The 19,808-nt window shown below is 71.3% G+C and carries 18 protein-coding genes; 17 read left to right on the plus strand and 1 reads right to left on the minus strand.

Annotated features, from left to right (window positions below):
- The first annotated feature begins 166 nt into the window (after positions 1-166).
- From CRP49_RS29290 to CRP49_RS29310, 5 genes are all read left to right on the plus strand, one after another.
- Entirely contained in the window at positions 167-1,636 is a 1,470-nt protein-coding gene (locus tag CRP49_RS29290; RefSeq protein WP_097256049.1) for a hypothetical protein, read from the plus strand.
- A complete protein-coding gene (locus tag CRP49_RS29295) occupies positions 1,633-3,243 on the plus strand; it encodes a hypothetical protein (protein WP_097256050.1) in 1,611 nt (536 codons plus the stop codon). Before CRP49_RS29290 ends, CRP49_RS29295 begins: the two co-directional genes overlap by 4 nt.
- On the plus strand, positions 3,240-4,781 hold the full coding sequence (locus CRP49_RS29300) for a lipopolysaccharide biosynthesis protein (protein WP_097256051.1): 1,542 nt from the start codon (positions 3,240-3,242) through the stop codon (positions 4,779-4,781). The genes CRP49_RS29295 and CRP49_RS29300 overlap by 4 nt, the downstream gene beginning before the upstream one ends.
- 114 nt (positions 4,782-4,895) lie before the next feature.
- Positions 4,896-6,425 (plus strand): fibronectin type III domain-containing protein, encoded by a 1,530-nt coding sequence (locus tag CRP49_RS29305; RefSeq protein ID WP_257033515.1) that lies wholly within the window; start codon positions 4,896-4,898, stop codon positions 6,423-6,425.
- Positions 6,416-6,970 carry an adenylyltransferase/cytidyltransferase family protein gene (locus CRP49_RS29310; RefSeq protein WP_306459755.1) on the plus strand — a complete coding sequence of 185 codons (555 nt, stop codon included), beginning with the start codon at positions 6,416-6,418 and terminating at the stop codon, positions 6,968-6,970. Before CRP49_RS29305 ends, CRP49_RS29310 begins: the two co-directional genes overlap by 10 nt.
- Here CRP49_RS29310 and CRP49_RS29315 read toward each other — a convergent pair.
- Positions 6,860-7,561 (minus strand): CDP-alcohol phosphatidyltransferase family protein, encoded by a 702-nt coding sequence (locus CRP49_RS29315; RefSeq protein ID WP_097256053.1) that lies wholly within the window; start codon positions 7,559-7,561, stop codon positions 6,860-6,862. The two genes, CRP49_RS29310 and CRP49_RS29315, sit on opposite strands and share 111 nt — an antisense overlap.
- Before the next feature lie 39 nt (positions 7,562-7,600).
- Between CRP49_RS29315 and CRP49_RS29320 the strand changes: the two genes are divergently transcribed.
- From CRP49_RS29320 to CRP49_RS29375, 12 genes are all read left to right on the plus strand, one after another.
- Positions 7,601-9,091: a glycoside hydrolase family 55 protein gene (locus tag CRP49_RS29320; protein ID WP_257033516.1), complete on the plus strand. Its 1,491-nt coding sequence runs from the start codon at positions 7,601-7,603 to the stop codon at positions 9,089-9,091.
- A gap of 320 nt (positions 9,092-9,411) precedes the next feature.
- Positions 9,412-10,515 (plus strand): sorbosone dehydrogenase family protein, encoded by a 1,104-nt coding sequence (locus CRP49_RS29325; RefSeq protein ID WP_097257595.1) that lies wholly within the window; start codon positions 9,412-9,414, stop codon positions 10,513-10,515.
- A gap of 57 nt (positions 10,516-10,572) precedes the next feature.
- On the plus strand, positions 10,573-10,713 hold the full coding sequence (pqqA, locus tag CRP49_RS29330; RefSeq protein ID WP_097256055.1) for a pyrroloquinoline quinone precursor peptide PqqA: 141 nt from the start codon (positions 10,573-10,575) through the stop codon (positions 10,711-10,713).
- An 8-nt stretch (positions 10,714-10,721) separates the two neighbouring features.
- On the plus strand, positions 10,722-11,636 hold the full coding sequence (gene pqqB, locus CRP49_RS29335) for a pyrroloquinoline quinone biosynthesis protein PqqB (protein ID WP_097256056.1): 915 nt from the start codon (positions 10,722-10,724) through the stop codon (positions 11,634-11,636).
- Positions 11,633-12,373 carry a pyrroloquinoline-quinone synthase PqqC gene (pqqC, locus tag CRP49_RS29340; protein ID WP_097256057.1) on the plus strand — a complete coding sequence of 247 codons (741 nt, stop codon included), beginning with the start codon at positions 11,633-11,635 and terminating at the stop codon, positions 12,371-12,373. Before pqqB ends, pqqC begins: the two co-directional genes overlap by 4 nt.
- Positions 12,370-12,642: a pyrroloquinoline quinone biosynthesis peptide chaperone PqqD gene (gene pqqD, locus CRP49_RS29345; protein WP_257033517.1), complete on the plus strand. Its 273-nt coding sequence runs from the start codon at positions 12,370-12,372 to the stop codon at positions 12,640-12,642. The genes pqqC and pqqD overlap by 4 nt, the downstream gene beginning before the upstream one ends.
- A complete protein-coding gene (pqqE, locus tag CRP49_RS29350; RefSeq protein WP_257033518.1) occupies positions 12,639-13,796 on the plus strand; it encodes a pyrroloquinoline quinone biosynthesis protein PqqE in 1,158 nt (385 codons plus the stop codon). Before pqqD ends, pqqE begins: the two co-directional genes overlap by 4 nt.
- A 115-nt stretch (positions 13,797-13,911) precedes the next feature.
- Complete coding sequence (locus tag CRP49_RS29355) at positions 13,912-15,378, plus strand: Y4yA family PLP-dependent enzyme (protein WP_097256059.1); 1,467 nt, start codon at positions 13,912-13,914, stop codon at positions 15,376-15,378.
- Positions 15,375-16,703, plus strand: coding sequence for a pyridoxal-phosphate dependent enzyme (locus tag CRP49_RS29360; RefSeq protein ID WP_097256060.1), 1,329 nt, complete (start codon positions 15,375-15,377; stop codon positions 16,701-16,703). The genes CRP49_RS29355 and CRP49_RS29360 overlap by 4 nt, the downstream gene beginning before the upstream one ends.
- Positions 16,700-17,905 (plus strand): aminotransferase class V-fold PLP-dependent enzyme, encoded by a 1,206-nt coding sequence (locus tag CRP49_RS29365; RefSeq protein ID WP_097256061.1) that lies wholly within the window; start codon positions 16,700-16,702, stop codon positions 17,903-17,905. The genes CRP49_RS29360 and CRP49_RS29365 overlap by 4 nt, the downstream gene beginning before the upstream one ends.
- A gap of 90 nt (positions 17,906-17,995) precedes the next feature.
- A complete protein-coding gene (locus tag CRP49_RS29370) occupies positions 17,996-18,760 on the plus strand; it encodes a class I SAM-dependent methyltransferase (protein ID WP_097256062.1) in 765 nt (254 codons plus the stop codon).
- Between the two features lie 63 nt (positions 18,761-18,823).
- Positions 18,824-19,786 (plus strand): SDR family NAD(P)-dependent oxidoreductase, encoded by a 963-nt coding sequence (locus CRP49_RS29375; protein ID WP_094221492.1) that lies wholly within the window; start codon positions 18,824-18,826, stop codon positions 19,784-19,786.
- The last annotated feature ends 22 nt before the right edge of the window (positions 19,787-19,808 follow it).

A 19,808-nucleotide genomic window follows, 5' to 3' on the forward strand; every position in this document is an offset into this window, starting at 1 on the left:
TCTCGTCACCCGATGACTGGGTCCGCGAACAGCCGTGCGGAGCTGGGGATTCGCGCGCGCCTGTATGGATTCGGGATGAATGGGCGTTATAAAGCTGTTGATGAAGGTTCAGTTGAAATGCCCGAGTGGCGCAGAAGTCGGGACGCGGGACGCCGGCATCCGCAGCGTGGCTGCGGTCTCGCTCTGGACGGTGGCGCTGATCGTTCTGCTGCCGGGTCTGATCCTCCAGTCATGCGACGCGCACCTGTCGGTGGCGCTCGCTCTGCAGGCTGTCGTCGTGGCGCACACCGGGGTGACGCTCACCCGCGTGCTCACCGCGACGACGGTGCGGCTCGTCGCCCTCGGCTTCTGGGTCTTCGCCTACATCTGGCTCGGCCTGGCGCCCCTGGCCATGCTCGCCACCGACACGTACCCGTGGGCCTACCGGGCAGGTGAGGGGACCGCCCTCACGGCCGTGGCAGTCATCGAACTCGGGCTCCTCGCCCACACCGCGGGAACGGCCTTCGCCGCCCGCCGGGAGCACGCGCTCGCCGCCCGTGCGGCCGTCACCTCACCCGGAGCGGTGGAACGGCTGCTGTCCCGCCGTGTCGCGCCCTGGCGCCTCGTCGCGCTCTGCGCCCTCGCGCTCGCCCTCGCGGTGCTGCTGATCCCCGCCCAACCAGGCGGCCTCCAGGCCTACTTCACGAGCCGTCAGGCCCTGCGGGAAGCGGGCGCCATGGACAGCGAGCAGGACGCCTTCCTGATGGCCCTGCGCAACTGGTCGCTGTCCGTACCCGCGTTCTGGGCCCTGCTGGGCCTGCTGCACGTGCCGCGGCTGCCCGGCGGCGACCGGCTGCTGCGCGGCATCCGCCGGCTGCTGCTGCCGCTGTTCCTGGCACTCAACGTCGTCGTCAACAACCCCGTCAGCAAGCCCAGGTTCTGGGCCGGCACGGTGTTGCTGACCCTGCTGTTCACCGTGCCCCGACTGTGCCGGCCCCGCGCCTTCCGCGCCATCGCGGCCACCCTCATGACGGCCGTGCTGCTCGTCTTCCCCTACAGCGACTACTTCCGCTACAGCGACCGGGAACAGATCGCCGTCGTCTCCCTCGCCGAGCAGTTCACCACCAACGGCGACTACGACGCCTACCAGCAGGTGCAGACCGGCATCGACTACGCGTGGGAAAAGGGGTTCTCGCCCCAGAACGCGCTGGGGCCCCCGCTGTTCCTGGTCCCTCGCTCGGTGTGGCCGGACAAACCCGAGGACACCGGCATCACCCTGGCCCAGTACGCGGGCTACGACTTCCTCAATCTCTCCGCGCCGCTGTGGATCGAGAGCTATCTGTGGGCCGGCCCGTCGGCGGTGGCCGTCGTGTTCTTCCTGCTCGGCGCGGCCGGACGCCGGATGGACGACGTACGGCACCGGCTCCGCGACCGGCCGGGCACCCTCGCGGCGCTACTGGTCCCGGCCTTCGCCTTCTACCAGATGGTCTTCCTGCGCGGCAGCCTGCTCGGCATCGTGGGCCCGCTGATGCTGCTGGTGACCATCCCGCTGCTCATCACCACCCCCACGGCCCGGGCATCCCGGTCCCGCTCGGCCGCGCTGTCGACCGCACCCACCCGTCACGCATCGATCCCCGGAACAGGAGGGCACTCGTGACCGGCCCCTTCCACCTCGACGACCGGTACGACGAGCCGGACCAGCTACGCGACCAACTGCGCCGACTCCTGCGCCACCGTGCCATGATCGCGTTGGGGATCGTCCTGGGACTGCTCGCCGGAGCGGCCCTGGCGCTGGTCCGCACCCACACCTACACCTCCACCAGCGAAGTCCTCGTGCGCTCCACCACCGACCCCTTCGGCACGGTCGCCGTGGCCGCGGACAACCAGGTCAGCATGGGCACCGAGCAGCAGATCGCCGCCAGCGCCGCGGTCGCCATCCGTGCGGCGCACACCCTGGGACAGTCCCCGAGCCGGGCGGGCGCGCTCCAGGACCGGCTGCGGGTCACCAACCCGCCGAAGTCCCAGGTGCTCCGCTTCGAGTTCACGGCCGACACCCCCAAGCGTGCGGCGCGTGGCGCCAACGCCTTCGCCGAGGCCTACCTGGCCGACCGCAAGGGCCGTAACGACGCCGCCGTGGACCGGGCCACCCGGGGCGTGGAGCAGCAGATCGCCGCGGTGACCAAGCAGTCGGCCAAGAAGACGAGCGACGACGACGACTCCGCGAACTCCGCGAACTCCGCGAACTCCGTCGTCCAGAGCGAGATCGCCACCCTGCACAAGCGGGTCTCCGACATCAACTCCCGTGACACCACCGGGGGTGACATCGTCCGCAGCGGCGAGGCCCCCAGGCATCCTTCCGGGCCCGGCTGGCCGGTCCTGCTCGTGCTCGGCCTCGCGAGCGGTCTCGCCCTCGGCATCCTGCTGGCCTGGCTGCGCTCCGCCCTCGACTCCCGGGTCCGCTCGGCCGACGAGGCCCGGGCCGCGCTGCGCGCTCCGGTGCTCGGCATGCTGCCCCGCCAGGACCGCGACCGCGAGGACCTGCTGACGGTTGGTCACACGGGAGGCGACCGCACCGAGGCCTACCGCGCCCTGGCCTACCGCCTGCGCCAGACCGGTCCTTCGGCCGGCGCCGGCCGCGTACTCGTCGTGGCCCCCCGGCGCCGTACCACCACCGGGGAGGTGGCCGTGAACCTGGCCGCGGCCCTCGCGGAGTGCGGGGACGAGGTGTTGCTGGTCGACGCCGACCCGGACACGCCCGGCCTCGCGACCCGGCTGCCGCTCGTGCCGGACGACGCCCGCACGCCCGAGGAGAAGTCCCTGCCCGAAGGGAGCCTCCCCGTCGACGCCGGTACCGCCGGGCGATTCGCCTGCTGCTCCAGCGCGAGCACCGGTGCGCACGTCCAGGCGGGCGTGTCCGGCGCGGTCCACCGGGCCCTGTCCGGTGCCGAATCCGACACCGCAGTCGTCGTCACCCGGCCGCTCCTGGAGCACGCCGACGCCCTGGCGGTCGCCCAGCGGGTCGACGGCGTCCTCCTGGTCACCGACCTCGACACCACCCGGCGGGACGACCTCAGGCGGGTGCACGAGCTGATCGGCTGCTCGGGCGGCAACCTCCTCGGCACCGTGCTCGACGCCGGCCGTCCGTACGGACGCCTCCGCGCCGCCCTGCGCCGTCGCACCCAGCGGCGTCCCGCGGTGGAGCCCGCCATCCCGATCGTGGAACAGTCCGCGAAGGACGACACACTCACGGTCTCCCGCGGGTGACCGCGCCCGGAGCGACCGCTCCCACCCCCGCGGGGGCCGCCGCCCCGAGCGGGGTCGCCGCCGCCGCACGGGGCGGATGGTGGGGCGTGGCGGGTTCCGCGGCGAACGCCGTCTTCGCCTTCGTCCTCGTCGGCCTGATCACCCGCGCCGCCGGAGCGCGTGGGGCGGGCGCGGTCTTCACGGGCGTGGCCCTGTTCACCATTCTCAGCAACACCTGCAAGCTGGGCTCCGACACCGGGCTGGTCCGCTTCGTCTCGCGCGACCTCGCCGTCAACGGGGGCCGCTCGGTGGGTGCCCTGCTGCGGGTGGCCGTCGTACCGGCGGCCGTGGCCAGCACCGCGGCCGCCCTGCCCCTGCTGCTGTTCCCCGCCGTGGCCACCACGTTCCTGCCCCACCTGCCGCCGGCCGACGCGGTCACCCTGGTCCGGCTCTTCGCGGTGTTCCTGCCCGCCGCCACCATCGGACTCGTCCTGCTCGGTGCCACGCAGGGCCACGGCACGGTCGTGCCGTTCGTCGGCGTGGAGCAGATCGGCAAACCCGTGCTGCGCGTGCTGATCGCCGTCCCGGTGGCGTACTACGCGCCTGGGATGCTGTCCCTGGCCGCGGCCTGGTTGCTGCCCGCGCTGGCCGGGACCGTGGCCGCGTGGCTGGCCCTGCGCCGGTGCCGAGCCCTCCGCGGCACGACACGCCCGGCCGGGCGCGGTGCCGCCCCCTGGCACGCCTTCTGGAGCTTCTCGGCGCCTCGCGCCGTCTCCTCGATCTTCGACATCAGCGCGGTCTGGGTCGGCGTCATCCTGCTGTCCGCACTCGCCACCAGCACCGAGGCGGGCGTCTACACCGCCATCGGCCGCGTCGTCACCGCGGGCACCCTGCTCCAACTCGCCGTCCGGCTCGCCGTGGCACCCGAGATCAGCCGGATGCTCGCCGTCGACCACGTCTCCGAGGCGCGCCATCTGCACCACATCTCGACCTGCTGGATCGTGCTCTTCTCCTGGCCGCTGTTCGTCCTCGTCGCCGGCTTCCCCCGGACCGTTCTCTCGGTCTTCGGCCCGGAGTTCGTCGCCGGGGCGCCCGCTCTGGTCGTGCTGTGCGTGGCCTCGTTGATCAACGTCGCGGTCGGCAACGCCCAGACCGTGCTGCTCATGGCGGGCAAGAGTTCCTGGCATCTGGCCATCACCGCCGTGGCGTTCGCGGTGCAACTGACGGTCGGCGTGCTCGCCGTCCCGAGGTGGGGCGTCCTCGGTGCCGCCGTCTCCTGGGGTGCGGCCATCATCGTGGAGAACCTCTCGGCAGCACTGATCATCCGCCTGCGCCTCGGCTTCACGACCGTCGACCGCGGCTACACCACCGCCCTCGGCATCGCGCTGGTCGTCTCGGTGGTGCTGGCGGCCCTTCGTATGCTGATCGGTGACACTCCGTCAGGACTCGCCGTCGGAATGACCTTGGGAATGTGTGTATTTGGTACTACTTTGTGGTGGTATCGAAGGTCGCTGGGAGTGAGCGAGCTGGTCGGAGTGCTGCGCAGTCGCGCCGCATGAGCCCAGGCAGGGTCGCACGGTCCGGGTTCGCGAAGTCCCGCCCCACTCCCCGCGCGCCGCCCACACCACTGCTATCCGGGGTGTCCCTTGCGCCTGAGAAAGCTCCCAACGAAGGTGGCCACCAGGGCCGTCGCCGCCACTCTCTGCTGCTCCGCCGCCCTGTTCAACGCCTCCTCCGCCGTGGCCGCCGACGTAGCGCCCCGGACGTCGTTCACCGCCGATCCGCTGGCCACCTGGCAGACGGACGGCATCGTCTGGTCACTGGCCTACGCGAACGGTGTCGTCTACGCCGGGGGAACCTTCGACGCGGTACGGCCGCCGGGTGCCGCCCCCGGCAAGCGGGAGATCCCGCGCCACAACTTCGCCGCGTTCGACGCCGTGACCGGGGCCCTGCTGCCCTGCGCCCCGTCGTTCACCGGCGGCGAGGGAACCGTACGTGCCCTCAAGACCTCGCCCGACGGCAAGGCGCTGTACGTGGGCGGCTCCTTCAGCCATGTCGGGTCCACCGGCGTGGCGAGCGCGGTCGCCCTGGACACGGCCCACTGCTCGCTGCGCAAGGACTTCAGGCCCGCGGTGTCCGCGACCGTACGGGCCATCGACACGACGGGCGACGCGGTGTACCTCGGCGGTGATTTCAGTGTCGTCGACGGCAAGGCCAGGAACCGCGTCGCCGCCCTCGCACCCACCGGCGCGCTGCTGCCCTTCGCGGCGGACATCGACCGTCCGGTGCGCGCCCTGTCGGCCGTGCCGTCGCGTCACGAGCTCCTCGTCGGAGGCGACTTCGACCAGGTCAACGGTGAGAGGGCGCACGCGCTGGTGGCCCTGGACTCCGGCACCGGCGCGTCGGTGCGCAGGTATCCCGACTGGCTGCCGCTGAATTCGACGGTCAGGACGATCACGAACGACGGCAACCGCTTCTACCTGGGTGCCGACGGCCATGGCCCGGGCTCCTACGACGGCCGCATCGCGGGCCGTCTCGATGACGGCACCATGGCGTGGTACGACAACTGCCAAGGCGCCACTCAAGCCGTCCTCCTCTACCGCGGTGTCCTCTACAGCGGCTCGCACGCACACAACTGCAGCCAGGCGCTCGGAGGATTCCCCGAGCGACAGGACCGGCAGCACCTGCTGGCCCAGTCGCCCGAGAACGGGAGGATCCTGCACTGGTTCCCCGACACCGACGACGGGCTGGGGGAGCCGGTGGGTCCCCGCGCCATGACGATGGCCCGGGACATCCTGTGGGTGAGCGGCGAGTTCACCAAGGTCAACGGCAAACCGCAGCAGAGCCTCACCCGCTTCGCGGCCGGCCCCGACACCGGGGCGCCGAAGGTTCCCTCGCTCGCGCTCTCCGCCGCGAGCCCCGGAAAGGTCGCCATCCACTGGCAGGCCTCGTGGGACCGGGACGACGCGTCGCTGACGTACCTGCTCTACCGGGACGGGAAACTCGTCTCACGGCAGAGCCAGTCGTCCACCTACTGGGACCGCCCATGGATGAGCTTCACCGACTCCGTGCCCGCCGGCACCCGTCACCAGTACCGGATCGAGGTGACGGACGGGAAGAACACCTCGCGGAAGTCCCCCTCCCTGAACGTGGCCGTCCCCGCGAAGGCCACCGTCAGGGGAGTGGGTGACCCGTGGACGTGACCCGCATCGGATACGCGCCCGGCGTCTGGGACCTGTTCCACATCGGGCACCTCAACATCCTGCGCGAGGCGCGTCGCCACTGCGACCGCCTCGTCGTGGGCGTCACCTCCGACGACCTGGCCAGGCGCATGAAGGGCCGGCCGCCGGTCATCCCGCTCGCCGAACGCCTGGACATCGTCCGCAGCCTGCGCCACGTCGACGAGGCCGTCGTCGAGTGGGAGGACGACAAGGTGGAGCGGTGGAAGACGATCGGCTTCCAGGTCGTCTTCAAGGGCGACGACTGGCGGGGAACGCCCAAGTGGGAGGCGCTCGAACGGCACTTCGCGCAGGTCGGCGTCGAAGTCGTCTACTTCCCCTACACCATGCACGTCTCCAGCACCCTGCTGCGCGGCGCCCTGGAACTGCTCTCCGCGCAGGAGCCGCCGCACATCCCCTCAGCGCAGCTCGCGAAACCACTTGACCAGGAAGGCGGCCATGAACAGGACATGGGCGAGCAGCAGGGTGCAGTACAGGAGAAGGAAGACGTGCTGACTCCCCAGGAATAGGAAGCTGAGGCAGGTCACGCCGTAGTCGACCGGGAGGAGCAGCACGGACCACAGCGCCGGGGTCGACCCCGCCGGCGCGTCGGCCGTCGCCCGCCGCTTGAGCTTCTCCGTCAGCACCCCGGCGAAGAAGATCACCACGGCCGCGAGCTGAAAGACCATCGGTGCCAGTAAGAAGAGCGGGCTGGGCAGCGCGAAGAACCGGTAGAACGACACCAGCACCACGAGGTGCAGGGCGACGAGCTTGACGCAGTCCAGCACATGGTCCAGCCACTCGCCGGACGGACTCCCCGAGCGCTGACCGCGCGCGAGTTGCCCGTCCGCCGCGTCCAGGGCGAACCCCACGGTCATCGCCGCACCGACGCAGAGCGACATCATCCGGCCGGGCGGCACCAGGGCCACGGTCGCCAGGGCCGGAAACGTGAACAGGGCGCCGAGCGTGGTGAGCTGATTGGGTGTCGCCCCGACGCGGTAGGCCACCGCGGCCAGTACCCGGCCGGCCGGACGGTTGACGAACAGGCTGTAGACCGACGCCCCCTTCGCGGGCTTCTGTGCCGACGACAACTGCCTGAGCACTTCGGCAAACTCGGTCATTTCCCACCTTATTGAGAAACTCGCTGGAAGGAGGCAATTATGACAGAATCGGGTGGCGGAGTGTCCCGTGTCAGCCGTCGGCATCTCCTGCGTGGCGGAGCCTCGGCGCTGGCCGCGACGGCTCTGTCCACCCGCGCGGCCTCCGCCGCTGTCGGCTCGAAAGGCTGGGACAACTCGGCAACCGTGGTCAACGTGGCCGACCTCGGGGCGGTGGGCGACGGGCGGACCGACGCCAGCGCGGCGTTCGAGGTCGCCTACTCCTTCGCCGCCGCACGCGTTTCCCAGGGCGTCGGCCGTGTGGTGATCCAGATCCCCGCCGGCGAGTTCCTCATCACCCGTCCGAACGCGCTGCTCGACGGTGTCGCTCCGCCCCGGCCCGCGAACGGCCTGCGCTTCGCCGGAGCGGGCAAGCGGATGACGACCCTCGTCTTCCGCCCGGAGACCGGCCCGGGCTCCTATCTCTGCCGCAACGAGGACGTCTGGTCGAATCTCTCCTTCGAACGCATGGAGTTCCACTCGGCCACGCCCGGCGCCTCCTTCTTCAGCTCGTACTCGACCGGGCAGGCGCAGGACTACCGGTTCTCGGAGTGCGAGTGGACGGGGGAATGGGAGTACGGGCTCGCCCTGGACGGCACGGACACCAACTCGGAGATGCGGTGGGAGGCGTGCCGGATCGGCGGCAGCTATCGCCGGGCGTTTCTGTATTCCGGGCTCGCGAAGCGCTGGAAGGACCAGCCGAACGACCAGGACCAGTTCCTCAACTACTGGTTCACCGACATGAAGGTCGAATACGAATGGGGCAACTTCCTGGAGTTCCCCTACGGCGGTTCGATCAGCTGCCGGGGCGGCTCGTACATCATCACCGGCAAACGCCCGGAAAGCTCCCCGGAGTACGGCACCACGAGCACGTTCTTCCGCTTCCCGGTCAACGTGCACCATGACTCGGTGCAGCGTTTCCACGCCGAGGACATCCGCTTCGAGGTGCGCGATCCCGACGTGCGGGTCATCGACTGCGTGTGGAACGGCGGAACGGTCCACTTCAGCGACTGCGACGACACCGCCTTCGCCTACCGGGACTTCTCCGCCGAAGTCCGCCCGCACCGCTACGCGGTGGGTCCGCGAGGGCCGCTGATCCGCTACGACTCCTGCCAGTTGGTGGGCCGCCACGAGTACCGGAGCACCTCCGCACAGGACACCCTTCCGGCGCTCGCCCGCTACGACATGTGCCTGCTCCGCAGCCATGCGGCCAGTGACTTCGTGGTCCCCGCCGACGGCACCGACCGGCCCGGCTTCGTGCGGTTCGTCGACTGCATCGACGCGGGGAACACCAGCCCCCCGCCCCAGCCGGCGTCCCCCACCGCCGCGCCCCCGTGCGTCACCCCGAACCCGTCCCCGGCGCCTTCTCCGACCTCGCCCCCGGGCCCGACGCCCGCCGCGACGCCCGAGCCGAGCCCCGCGACGACGCCTCCGGTCCCTGACCTGCCGACCCCGTCCGACAGCGACCAGGCCGGCTGCCCGGCCAAGCCGTAGATCCGGCGCGTGGCCCCGCCACCTGCCCTGACGGCGGGTCACTCGTGGGAGGGACTTTACGGCGCTTCAGCAGGATGGGGGGATCCGGGTGGCCAGAGATTCCGTGGGCGCCTAATACTCCAGAAAGGAGTCATTGCCACGCTTCGGTCCTCGCCCTTTCAGCGGGTTCACCATGCTGCGGCGCAGTAATGCCACCACCCCATGTATCGCAGTCGGGCGCTTCCTTTTCCGCTGGGAATCACACGGTCGCGCCCCACGACAGGAAAGGCATGAGGATGTCACGCTTGGCGCATTCGGCGCTGCACCGGGTCCGTCCGGGCATGGCCGCGATTTCCGCTGTCGCCGCTGTGGTGGCCGTCGGCGTGGTCCAGTCGACCGCGACCGCCGCGGCACCGCCGGCCGTCCCGCGTGCGCAGGACGGCGGATCCGGCGCGCACCGTGAGGGCGCACCGTCGGGTGTCAGCACCCTGTCGGACAGGCTGACGACCCCGTGGGGGATTTCGTTCCTGCCGGGCAAGAACGCCGCGCTGGTGACGGAACGCGACACCGCCACGGTCTGGAAGGTCGCCCTGGACGGGGCCAAGCAGAAGGTCGGCACGGTCCCGAAAGCGGTGTGGAACTACACGACGCAGGACAAGGGCGGTCTGCTGGGTGTCGCCGCGTCACCGACCTGGAACGGGACCACGGACCGGGCCGTGTTCTTCATGGAGACCACGGCCGGCGACAACCGCGTGGTCAGGATGAACTTCGACGGCACCTCGCTGAGCGGCTACACCCCGATCCTCACCGGAATCGTCAGGGACACCCAGCACAACGGCGGAAAGATCGCCTTCGGCCCCGACGGATACCTCTACGTCACCACCGGCGACGCGCAGCAGTCCGGGCTGGCCCAGGACCGGAACTCGCTCAACGGAAAGATCCTGCGGATCACCAAGACCGGTGCCGCCGCTCCCGGAAACCCGTTCGGAACCCGCGTCTACAGCTACGGCCACCGCAATCCCCAAGGCCTGGCCTGGGACCGCAACGGACGCTTGTGGGAGACCGAGATCGGCGAGTCGACCTGGGACGAACTCAACCTCATCAAGCCGGGCGGGAACTACGGCTGGCCCAAGTGCGAGGGGAGTTGCTCCGTCGCGGGCATGAAGAATCCCAAGATGGTCTGGAAGCCGGACCAGGGAGGCGTGCCCGCCCAGATCGCGGTCGTCAAGAACGTCATCTACGCCACGACCCTCAGCGGCCGCCGGCTGTGGCGGCTGCCGATCGACGCCACCGGCCAGGGCATCCAGCCGGCGACGGCGTACTACACCGGCGCCTACGGCCGGCTGCGGGCACTCGCCAAGGTCCCCGGCGCCGACCAGCTCTGGCTGGGCACGAGCGACCGCGGCGCGGAGAAGGACCTCCTTCTCAAAGTGACCATCAAGTGACGACCCCCTGCTGAACAAGGGGGCGAACTCACCACTGCCGAAAGGAAGGCACACATCATGACCGAAGCCACCGAACACATCGAGCAGCCGGCCGGGACCACCGCCGAGGAAGCCGACCGGACCGCGTGGCAGACCCCCGGGTACACCGTCGTCGACACCGCGCTCGAGGTCACCGCCTACTCGCTCAGCGTCCGCTAGCCGCCGGCATGCTGCTGCGGGTACTCGGCACCGCGGCCGGCGGCGGCATCCCCCAGTGGAACTGCGCGTGCCCCGGGTGCTCCGGGGCACGCGCCCACTGTGTGCGGCGCCGCCGGCACGCCTCGCTCGCCGTCCGTGCCGACGAGGGCCGCTGGTACCTCGTCAACGCCACCCCCGACATCGGCGACCAGATCGAGGCCCACCCGGTCCTCCACCCCGGGCCCGGCCCGCGGCAGACGCCGGTCGCCGGAGTGGTCCTCACCGACGCCGAACTCGACCACACGCTGGGCATCTGGCGGCTGCGCGAGGCGGACGGCCTGGAGATCCTCGCCACCGCCCCGGTCCGCCGGGCACTCGAGGACCGCCTGCGCCTGGGCGAGGTGCTCACCCCCTACACCGCCCTGACCTGGCGAGAACTGGGACGCCGGGGTGCGCAGCCGCTGCGCGCCGACGCGCCGGGCCCGCTCGGCTCCGGCGTACGCATCAGCGCCGTGCCCGTCTCGGACAAGCGCCCGCGATACGCGGCCGACGCCCCCGGGCACGACGCCTGGGTCGTCGCGCTGCGCCTGTACGACCCGGCCACCGGCAGGTCCGCCCTCTACGCCCCCGCCGTGGCGGCCTGGTCCGACGATCTGCACCGCGCCGCCGCCGAGGCCGACTGCGTCATCGTCGACGGCACCTTCTGGGACGACGAGGAGCCCCGCCGCACCGGCATCTCCGCCCGCACCGCCACGGGCATGGGCCATCTGCCCATCGACGGACCGGGCGGCACCGCCGACATCCTCGCCACCCTGTCCGCCCGCTGTCTCTACACGCACCTCAACAACACGAACCCCCTCGTCGACCCTGCCGCGCCGCAGCACAAGCAGCTCGCCCGGCTGGGCATCGAGGTGGCCGACGACGGAATGGTGATCGAGCTGTGACGACGACACTTGCCCCGCTGACGGAACCCTGGAGCCCCGCCGAGTTCGAGGCTCGCCTGCGCGCGGTGGGTGAGGGGCGCTACCACGACCGCCATACCTTCAACATCCGCATGCACCAAGGCGACCTCACCCAGGCCGAGGTGCGCCGCTGGATCACCAACCGCTTCCACTACCAGCGCCACATCCCCGTCAAGGACGCGCTGATCACCGCCAAGCTGGACTCGCCGCGGCTGCGGCGCATGTGGCTGCGGCGGATCGAGGACCACGACGGCCGCAGCGAGGGCGAGGGCGGCATCGAGCGCTGGCTGCGGCTCGGCGAGGCGGCCGGCCTGGACCGCCGGACCCTGCTGTCGGGCGAGGCCGTGCTGCCGGGCGTACGGCTGGCGGTGGAGGGCTACGTCAACTTCTGCCGCCTGCGCTCACCCCTGGAGGCCGTCGCCGCCTCGCTCACCGAGCTGAGCGCCCCCGATCTGATGCGCACGCGGATCGAGGCGTTCGAGCGCCACTATCCCTGGATCGCGCCCGAGGGACTCGCCTACTTCCGCACGCGTGTCGACCAGGGCCGCCGGGACAGCGGCGAGGCGCTCGAACTCGTACTCCAGTGGGCCCGGACCCGCACGGACCAGGAGAAGGCGGTGGCCGCGCTCTCCTTCAAGTGCGACGTGCTGTGGTCCCTGCTCGACGCCGTGCAGCACGCCGACGGGCAGGGTCAGGACGGCTCCCGGGAGTCGATGTGATCCCGGAGCCCGAGAACACCTGGTGCCCCGCCCTCGCCCCCTCGCTGATGCTGCGGCACGACACCGTGCGCGACAGGGACCTGCTGGTCCTGCCGGAGCGCGTGGTCGTCCTGGAGGGGCATGCGGGCGTGGTCGTCGGCCTGTGCGACGGCAGCCGTACGGTGCCCGGGATCGTCGGCGAGCTGGCCGAGCGCTTCCCCGACGCCCCGGTGGCCACCGTCGTACCCGACTTCCTCGACCGCCTGCGACAGGAAGGCTGGCTCAAGTGACCGGCTCCACCGACCCCGCACCCCCCTGGGCCCTGCTCGCCGAACTCACCCACGCCTGCCCGCTCCACTGCCCGTACTGCTCCAACCCGCTGGAACTCGCGCGCCGTTCGAGCGAGCTGAGCGGCGGGCAGTGGGCGGACGTGCTGCGCCAGGCCGCCGAGCTGGGCGTCGTACACACCCACCTCTCCGGCGGCGAGCCGCTGCTGCGCCCCGACCTGGAGCAGATCGTCGCCGCCGCCGAGGCCGCCGGGATCTACACCCAACTGGTCACCAGCGGCACCGGCCTGGACGAGGCCCGGCTGGCCGCGCTCACCACGGCCGGGCTGCGCAGTGTCCAGCTCTCCGTCCAGCACGCGGACCCGCGGGCCAACGACCGGATCGCCGGACGCCGGTCCTCCTTCGCCGCGAAGGAAGGCGCCGCGGCCCTCGTCCGCCGGGCCGGGCTTCCGCTCGGCCTCAACGTCGTGCTGCACCGCGACAACCTCGACGCCGTCGACGCCCTCATCGACCTCGGCGTGGACTGGGGCGTGGACCGCATCGAGCTGGCCAACACCCAGTTCTACGGCTGGGGTCTGCTCAACCGCACCGCGCTGCTGCCCACCCGCGACCAGCTCGCCCGTGCCCGGGAGACCGTCGAACGCCGGCGGGAGCAGCTGGCCGGCCGCGTCGACCTGGTGTGGGTCGTGCCGGACTACTTCGACGGCGTCGCCAAGCCCTGCATGGGCGGTTGGGGAGCGGTCTCGCTCACCGTCGCTCCGGACGGGACCGTCCTGCCCTGCCCGGCCGCCGCCTCCCTGCCCGACCTCCAGCCGCCCAACGTCCGTGACCACCCGCTCGCCTGGATCTGGGAGCGGTCCCCGGCCTTCAACCGCTTCCGCGGCACCGAGTGGATGACCGGCCCCTGCCACGGCTGTCCCCGCCAGGAGGAGGACTTCGGGGGCTGCCGTTGCCAGGCGTTCGCGCTCACCGGCGACGCCGCCCGCACCGACCCGGCGTGCGCGCTGTCACCGGACCACCACCTCGTCCGCGAACTGGCCGACGGCGGCCGGCCCGAGGCGCCGCCGTACGTCTACCGCCGGCCCGGGGCGGTACCCGCCGGTGGTGGGCTCCCAGGACCGAATTCCGGCGAAAACCTGCCGACTTGCTCCCAGTAGGGGAGGTACGGGGCGTAAACCGATCGGATGGGGGAAGGGGGTCATACGGCACACCGCGGGGAGCGGTGGGCCGTGCCCGGGATGCCGGGCCTGGGTACTGGGGGAGGGACCAGGCATGGGCGGGCAACCTCTGTTTCTCCAACCGCGGCTGGAAGCCCGGTTGCGCTCGTTGGCGGAGTCCGGCGAGCTGCTGCACACGCTCACGGACGCGCTCGGGTCGCCACTGCATGTGGTCCTTCCCGAGCAGATCGCCGCGAATCTGGAGCGGTTCCGATCGGTGTACCGCGGGCATCACCTCTCCGGCCAGGTCTTCTTCGCCCACAAGGCCAACCGGTCCAGCGCCCTGCTGAGGCGGCTGGCCGCCACGGACGCGGGCGTGGACGTCGCCTCGCTGGGAGAGCTGCAGCACGCGCTCGGCGCCGGATTCACCCCCGACCGCATCACCGCCACCGGACCTAAGAACAGGGAGTTCCTCTGGCTGGCCGCGCGTACGTCGGTCACCGTCGGCGTCGACAGCCGTGACGAGCTGGAGCAACTCGCCGCTCTCGTACGCAAGCACGCCCTGCCCCGAGCCCGTGTCCTGCTGCGGTTGTCGGGGTTCGAGACCACCGGCGTGCGGGTGCTGAGCCGGCGCAGCCGATTCGGGTCCCCCGTAAGGGAGTTGGACCCGCTGCTGGAGGCGGTCGAGCGGCACCGTGACGTCCTCGACGCGACGGGTGTGGCGTACCACCTGGACACCACCAGCCTCGACGAGAAGGCGACGGCCCTCGAAGGCTGCCTGCGCGTGCTGGAGGAGTGCCGGGAGCGGGGACTACGGCCGTCGGCCGTGGACATCGGCGGCGGATTCGGCGTCGGCTACCTCGCCGACCGCGACCAGTGGGAGCGGTACACGACCGAACTCACCGCCGCCGTCCTCGGCACCCGACCGCCCCTGACCTGGGGCGGCCACGGCTACGGGCTGCGCAGCGAGGCGGGCACCCTGCGCGGTGCGCTCGGGCTCTACCCCGCGCACCGGCCGGTCGCCGGGGCGCGGTACCTCGACGAACTCCTCGCGCACCCGGCCGCGTCCTTCGACGGCCGCCCGCTGGCCGACCTGCTCCTGGAGCACCTCTACGACCTGCACACCGAACCCGGGCGGGCGCTGCTGGACCAGTGCGGGCTGACGCTCGCGCGGGTGCTGGAGGTCCGCACCCAGGAGGACCGCGACGAGCTTCTCGTACGGCTGGAGGCGAAGGCCGACGACATCGCCCTGGAGGCGCACGGGGTGCTGATGGACCCGGTCGTCGTCCCACGAGACCTGTCACACGCCGACACGGGACCGGTCGCGGTCCACCTCTTCGGCAGCCTCTGCCTGGAGTCGGACCTGATCACCCGCCGTACGGTCTTCCTGCCGCGCCGCCCCGAACCGGGTGACCTGATGGCCTTCGCGAACACCGCCGGCTACTGCATGGACTTCCATGCCACCCGCGCCCAGCACCAGCCCGCCGCCCGCAAGGTCGCCGCCTGGCAGGACGGCGGCTCGTGGCGCTGGTGCCTGGACGATCAGTACTGGCCGACCACCTTCGTGGGGGGAGCACAGTGAGGTACGACAGCATCACCGAGGCCATCGGCAACACTCCGCTCGTGCGCATCGACCCGGCCGTACACGGTCTGGCCCACATCGACCTGTACGCCAAGCTGGAACTGCTCAACCCGTTCGGATCGGTGAAGGACCGGGCCGCCTGGAACATGGCCCGCCCCCATCTGGCGGACGCGGCCGAGCACGGCCGGCAGGTCGTGGAGCTGTCCAGCGGCAACACCGCCAAGGCCCTGGCCGTCCTCGCGGGGATGCACGGCCTGACCTTCAGGAGCGTCACCAACCGGATGCGCATCCCGGAGATCAAGGACCTCCTGCTGCTGCTCGGCGCCGAGATCGAGGAGCTGCCGGGCCAGAGCGAATGCCTGGACCCGACCGCCACCGACGACCCGCTGACCCTCTTCCACCGGACGCTGTCCGAACCCGGCGCCGCCTTCCTCCACACCGACCAGTACTTCAACCCGCGCAACACCGAGGCCCACCTCACCGGCACCGGCCCGGAGATCGTCAAGGACCTGGACGGGCGGGCCCCGGACTGGTTCATCGCCTGTGTGGGCACGGCCGGTTCCTCCACCGGGGTCGCCCGCGTGCTGCGCGAACACGACCCCGCCGTACGGGTCGTCGGACTGGTCGCGGACAAGTCCGACTTCATCCCGGGCATCCGCACCATCGACGAGGCGCGCGAGGTCGGGCTGTTCGACCCCGGCACCTACGACACGATCGAGGCGGTGAGCGCCGACGACGCGATCGAGGGCATGCTGACCCTGAACCGCCGGTGCGGCATCATGGCCGGCCCCACCGGCGGAGCCGCCTACTTCGGTGCCCTGCGCCGACTGCGCGCCGCCGACAGCGAACTGACGGAACGGCAGTCGGCCGTCTTCATCGTCTGCGACCGGGTCGAGAGCTACCTGAGCTACGTCCGCCGGCGGCGCCCGGACCTGTTCGGCCGCCCCCGCCGCAGGAACTCACCGGCCGATCTGTCCGACACCGAGGTACGCGCGGCTCCGGCCGTCGGCGTCGCCGACGCCCAGGCGTGGATCGCCACCGGCCTGCCGCTCGTGGTCGACCTGCGCAGCCCCTCCGCGTACGCCGCCCTGCACATCGACGGCTCGGTCAACATCGTCGACGAGCTGTTCGAGGAACTGGTCCACGGCGGCCTGCCCTTCAGCCGCAACCGCCCGGTGCTGCTCGCCTGCCCGGTCGGCGAGAAGTCCGCCCGCTACGCCGCGCTGCTCACCCGCATGGGGCATCCGGACGTCCGCAGCCTGACCGGTGGCATCATCGCCTGGCGCGACGCGGGCGCACCCCTGGTACGGGACCGAGCGGCATGACGGCACCGGGGATACCTACTCAAGGGCCTTCTTCCATCGAGGAGTTGAGCGCGCTGCGCGCCCAGTTCCCCATCATCACCGGGCACCCGGAGCTGGCCTACCTGGACAGTGCGGCCACCGCCCAGAAGCCGCAGGCCGTACTCGACGCGGTGCAGACCTACCTCACCACGACCAACGCCAACGCCGGACGCGGCACCTACACCTGGGCCAACAGGACCACGGACCTGGTCGAGCAGACCCGGGACCGCGTCAAAGGCTTCCTGGGCGACCCGGACCCGGAGCGGTCGGCCGTGCACTTCACGAGCGGCACCACCGAGGGGCTGCGCACCATCGCCCGGGACTGGCTTCCCGAACTCCTCGCCGACGGCGACGAGATCGTGGTCCCGGTCGCCGACCACCAGGCCAACATCTCGCCCTGGCTGGAGGCCCGGCAGCAGCTGGCCGGCCAGGGCGTGCGGGTCCGCGTCCTGCCGATGCCGTACCAGCAGGCCTCCGGCGACTACGACCACACGGCGCTGGCGTCCCTCGCCGGGCCGCGCACCAGATTCGTCGCCGCGACCCATGTCCACCATGTCTACGGCGGTGACATGAACATCCACCGCATCCGCGAGGCGGTCGGCCCGGACGCCGTCATCTGCCTGGACGCCGCCCAGAGCATCGGGCACCTGCCGGTGTCCGTGGCCGCGCTGGACGTCGACTTCGTCGTCTTCTCCGGCCACAAGGCCATGGCCCTGCCCGGCTCGGGGGCCGTCTGGGCACGTCAGACACGCGGACCGGCGTTCGCCCCCGGCGGCTGGTCGGGTACGCCCAACACCGTCGGCATCGCCTCCCTGACGGCGGCGCTGGACTGGCTGGAGGCCGCAGGGCCCGACCGGATCGAACGGTGGACCGTCGCCCTGGCGGCCCGGCTCACCGAAGGGCTGCGCCACCTGGACGCCTACGAGATCCTCGGCTGCCAGACGAGCATCGCCGCCGACTCGCCCGTACAGCGACGCCAGGGCATCGTCACCTTCCGGCACCGCGACATCGACTCCGGCGACCTGGGGTTCATCCTCTTCAGCCACGGCTTCATGGTCCGCTCCGACAGCCACTGCCAGGGCGGCGCGGGGGAGAAGACCGACTCGGTCCGGGTGAGTCTGCACGTCTACAACACCGAGGAGGAGATCGACAGGCTGCTCTCGGTTCTCGCCACCCTCGGGTGATATCAGCAGCCGAACAGGGAATGGAAACCGTTGTCACCTATACCCTCTGCGAAAAGGATCAGAGGCGAGACGGCAAGGTGGCACGACCGTATGGGGCTGAGTCTGGCAACGGCCGAGCGATGGGTGCGGCGGTGGGAGCGTCAGCAGGAGCGGTACGCCGTCGACCGTGAGGAACGCTTCACGGTGATCGCCGACCTGGTCGAGCACATCGCCGCGGGCGCCGCCCACCGGCCCCTGATCGTCGACCTCGGCTGCGGCCCCGGATCACTGGCGGCCCGCCTGGCCCGGCGGCTGCCGGACGCGGACATCGTGGCGGTGGACCGGGACCCGCTCCTGCTGGAACTGGCCCGCACCCACCACGCGGACGCGGCCCGCTACGTCGACACGGTCATCGGCGAACCCGGCTGGACCGAGGCCCTCACCCTCGACCGCCCGCTCGACGCGGCCGTGTCGACGACGGCCCTGCACTACCTGAACCCGGACGCCCTGCGCCGCACCTACGGCCGGCTGGCGTCACTGCTCCGCCCCGGCGGCATTCTCGTCAACGGCGACCACCTCCCACCGGACGACACCGAACTCGCCGAGATCGCCGGACACATCGGCCGCCGCCGGGCGGAACGACGGCGGGCCTTCGCCCACGAGGACTGGTCCTCCTGGTGGGCGGCGATCGCCGAGGACCCCGAGATGACCGACCTCTTCGCCGAACACCAGACCCGCCGCTCCCCGACGGGAACGGACAACGCCGCCCGCCTCTCCCTGCCCACGCACCTACGACTCCTGCGAGAGGCGGGCTTCCGCCATGCCGGTGCTGTCTGGCAGTACGGCGACAGCTGTGTGGTCGTGGCGATCCGGTGATGAGGTGAAGGCGGCCCGGTTCCGCTTGACTTCGAGTGCGCTCCAATTCGTAGCGTTTCGGGCATGAGCACTGCACAGCACAAGATCGGGTCGGGTTTCGGTGCCGAGAGCACTGCCGACGACGTCCTTCAGGGGATCGACCTCACCGGAAAGCTCGCGATCGTCACCGGTGGCTACTCGGGGCTCGGGCTGGAGACCACCCGGGCGCTCACCAAGGCGGGTGCCGAGGTCGTCGTGCCGGCGCGGCGTCCGGACACCGCGCGGGAGGCGCTCGCGGGGCTGCACGGGGTCGAGGTGGACGAGCTGGATCTGGGCGACCTGGAGAGCGTACGGGCGTTCGCCGAGCGGTTCCTCGCCTCCGGACGCACCGTCGACCTCATGATCAACAACGCCGGGATCATGGCCTGCCCGGAGACCCGGGTCGGACCCGGCTGGGAGGCGCAGTTCGCCACCAACCACCTCGGCCACTACGCCCTGGTCAACCGCCTCTGGCCGGCGATCGAACCCGGCGGCGCCCGCGTCGTCTCCGTCTCCTCCCGAGGCCACCACTTCTCCGGCATCCGCTGGGACGACGTCCACTGGCGGCACGGCTACGACAAGTGGGAGGCCTACGGCCAGGCCAAGACCGCGAACGTCCTGTTCGCCGTCCACCTCGACAAGCTCGGCAAGGAGCACGGGGTACGCGCCTTCTCGCTCCACCCGGGCGGCATCATCACCCCGCTCCAGCGGCACCTGCCCAAGGAGGAGATGGTGGAGCGCGGCTGGATCGACGAGCAGGGCAACGTGCTCAACCCCGAGGGCTTCAAGTCCCCGCAGCAGGGCGCGGCCACCCAGGTGTGGGCGGCGACCTCGCCCCAGCTGGAGGGCCTCGGCGGTGTCTACCTCGACGACTGCGAGATCGCCGAGCCGGCCCCCGAGGGCGACGAGCGCCTCGGCGTGAAGGCCTGGGCGACGGACCCGGAACAGGCGGCCCGCCTGTGGGCGCTGTCGGCGGAGCTGACGGGCGTCGACGCGTTCGCGGAGTAGACCGGACGGGGATGGCAGGCCA

This window comes from Streptomyces sp. Ag109_G2-15 (assembly GCF_900215565.1).
GTDB classification, from domain to species: Bacteria; Actinomycetota; Actinomycetes; order Streptomycetales; family Streptomycetaceae; genus Streptomyces; species Streptomyces diastatochromogenes.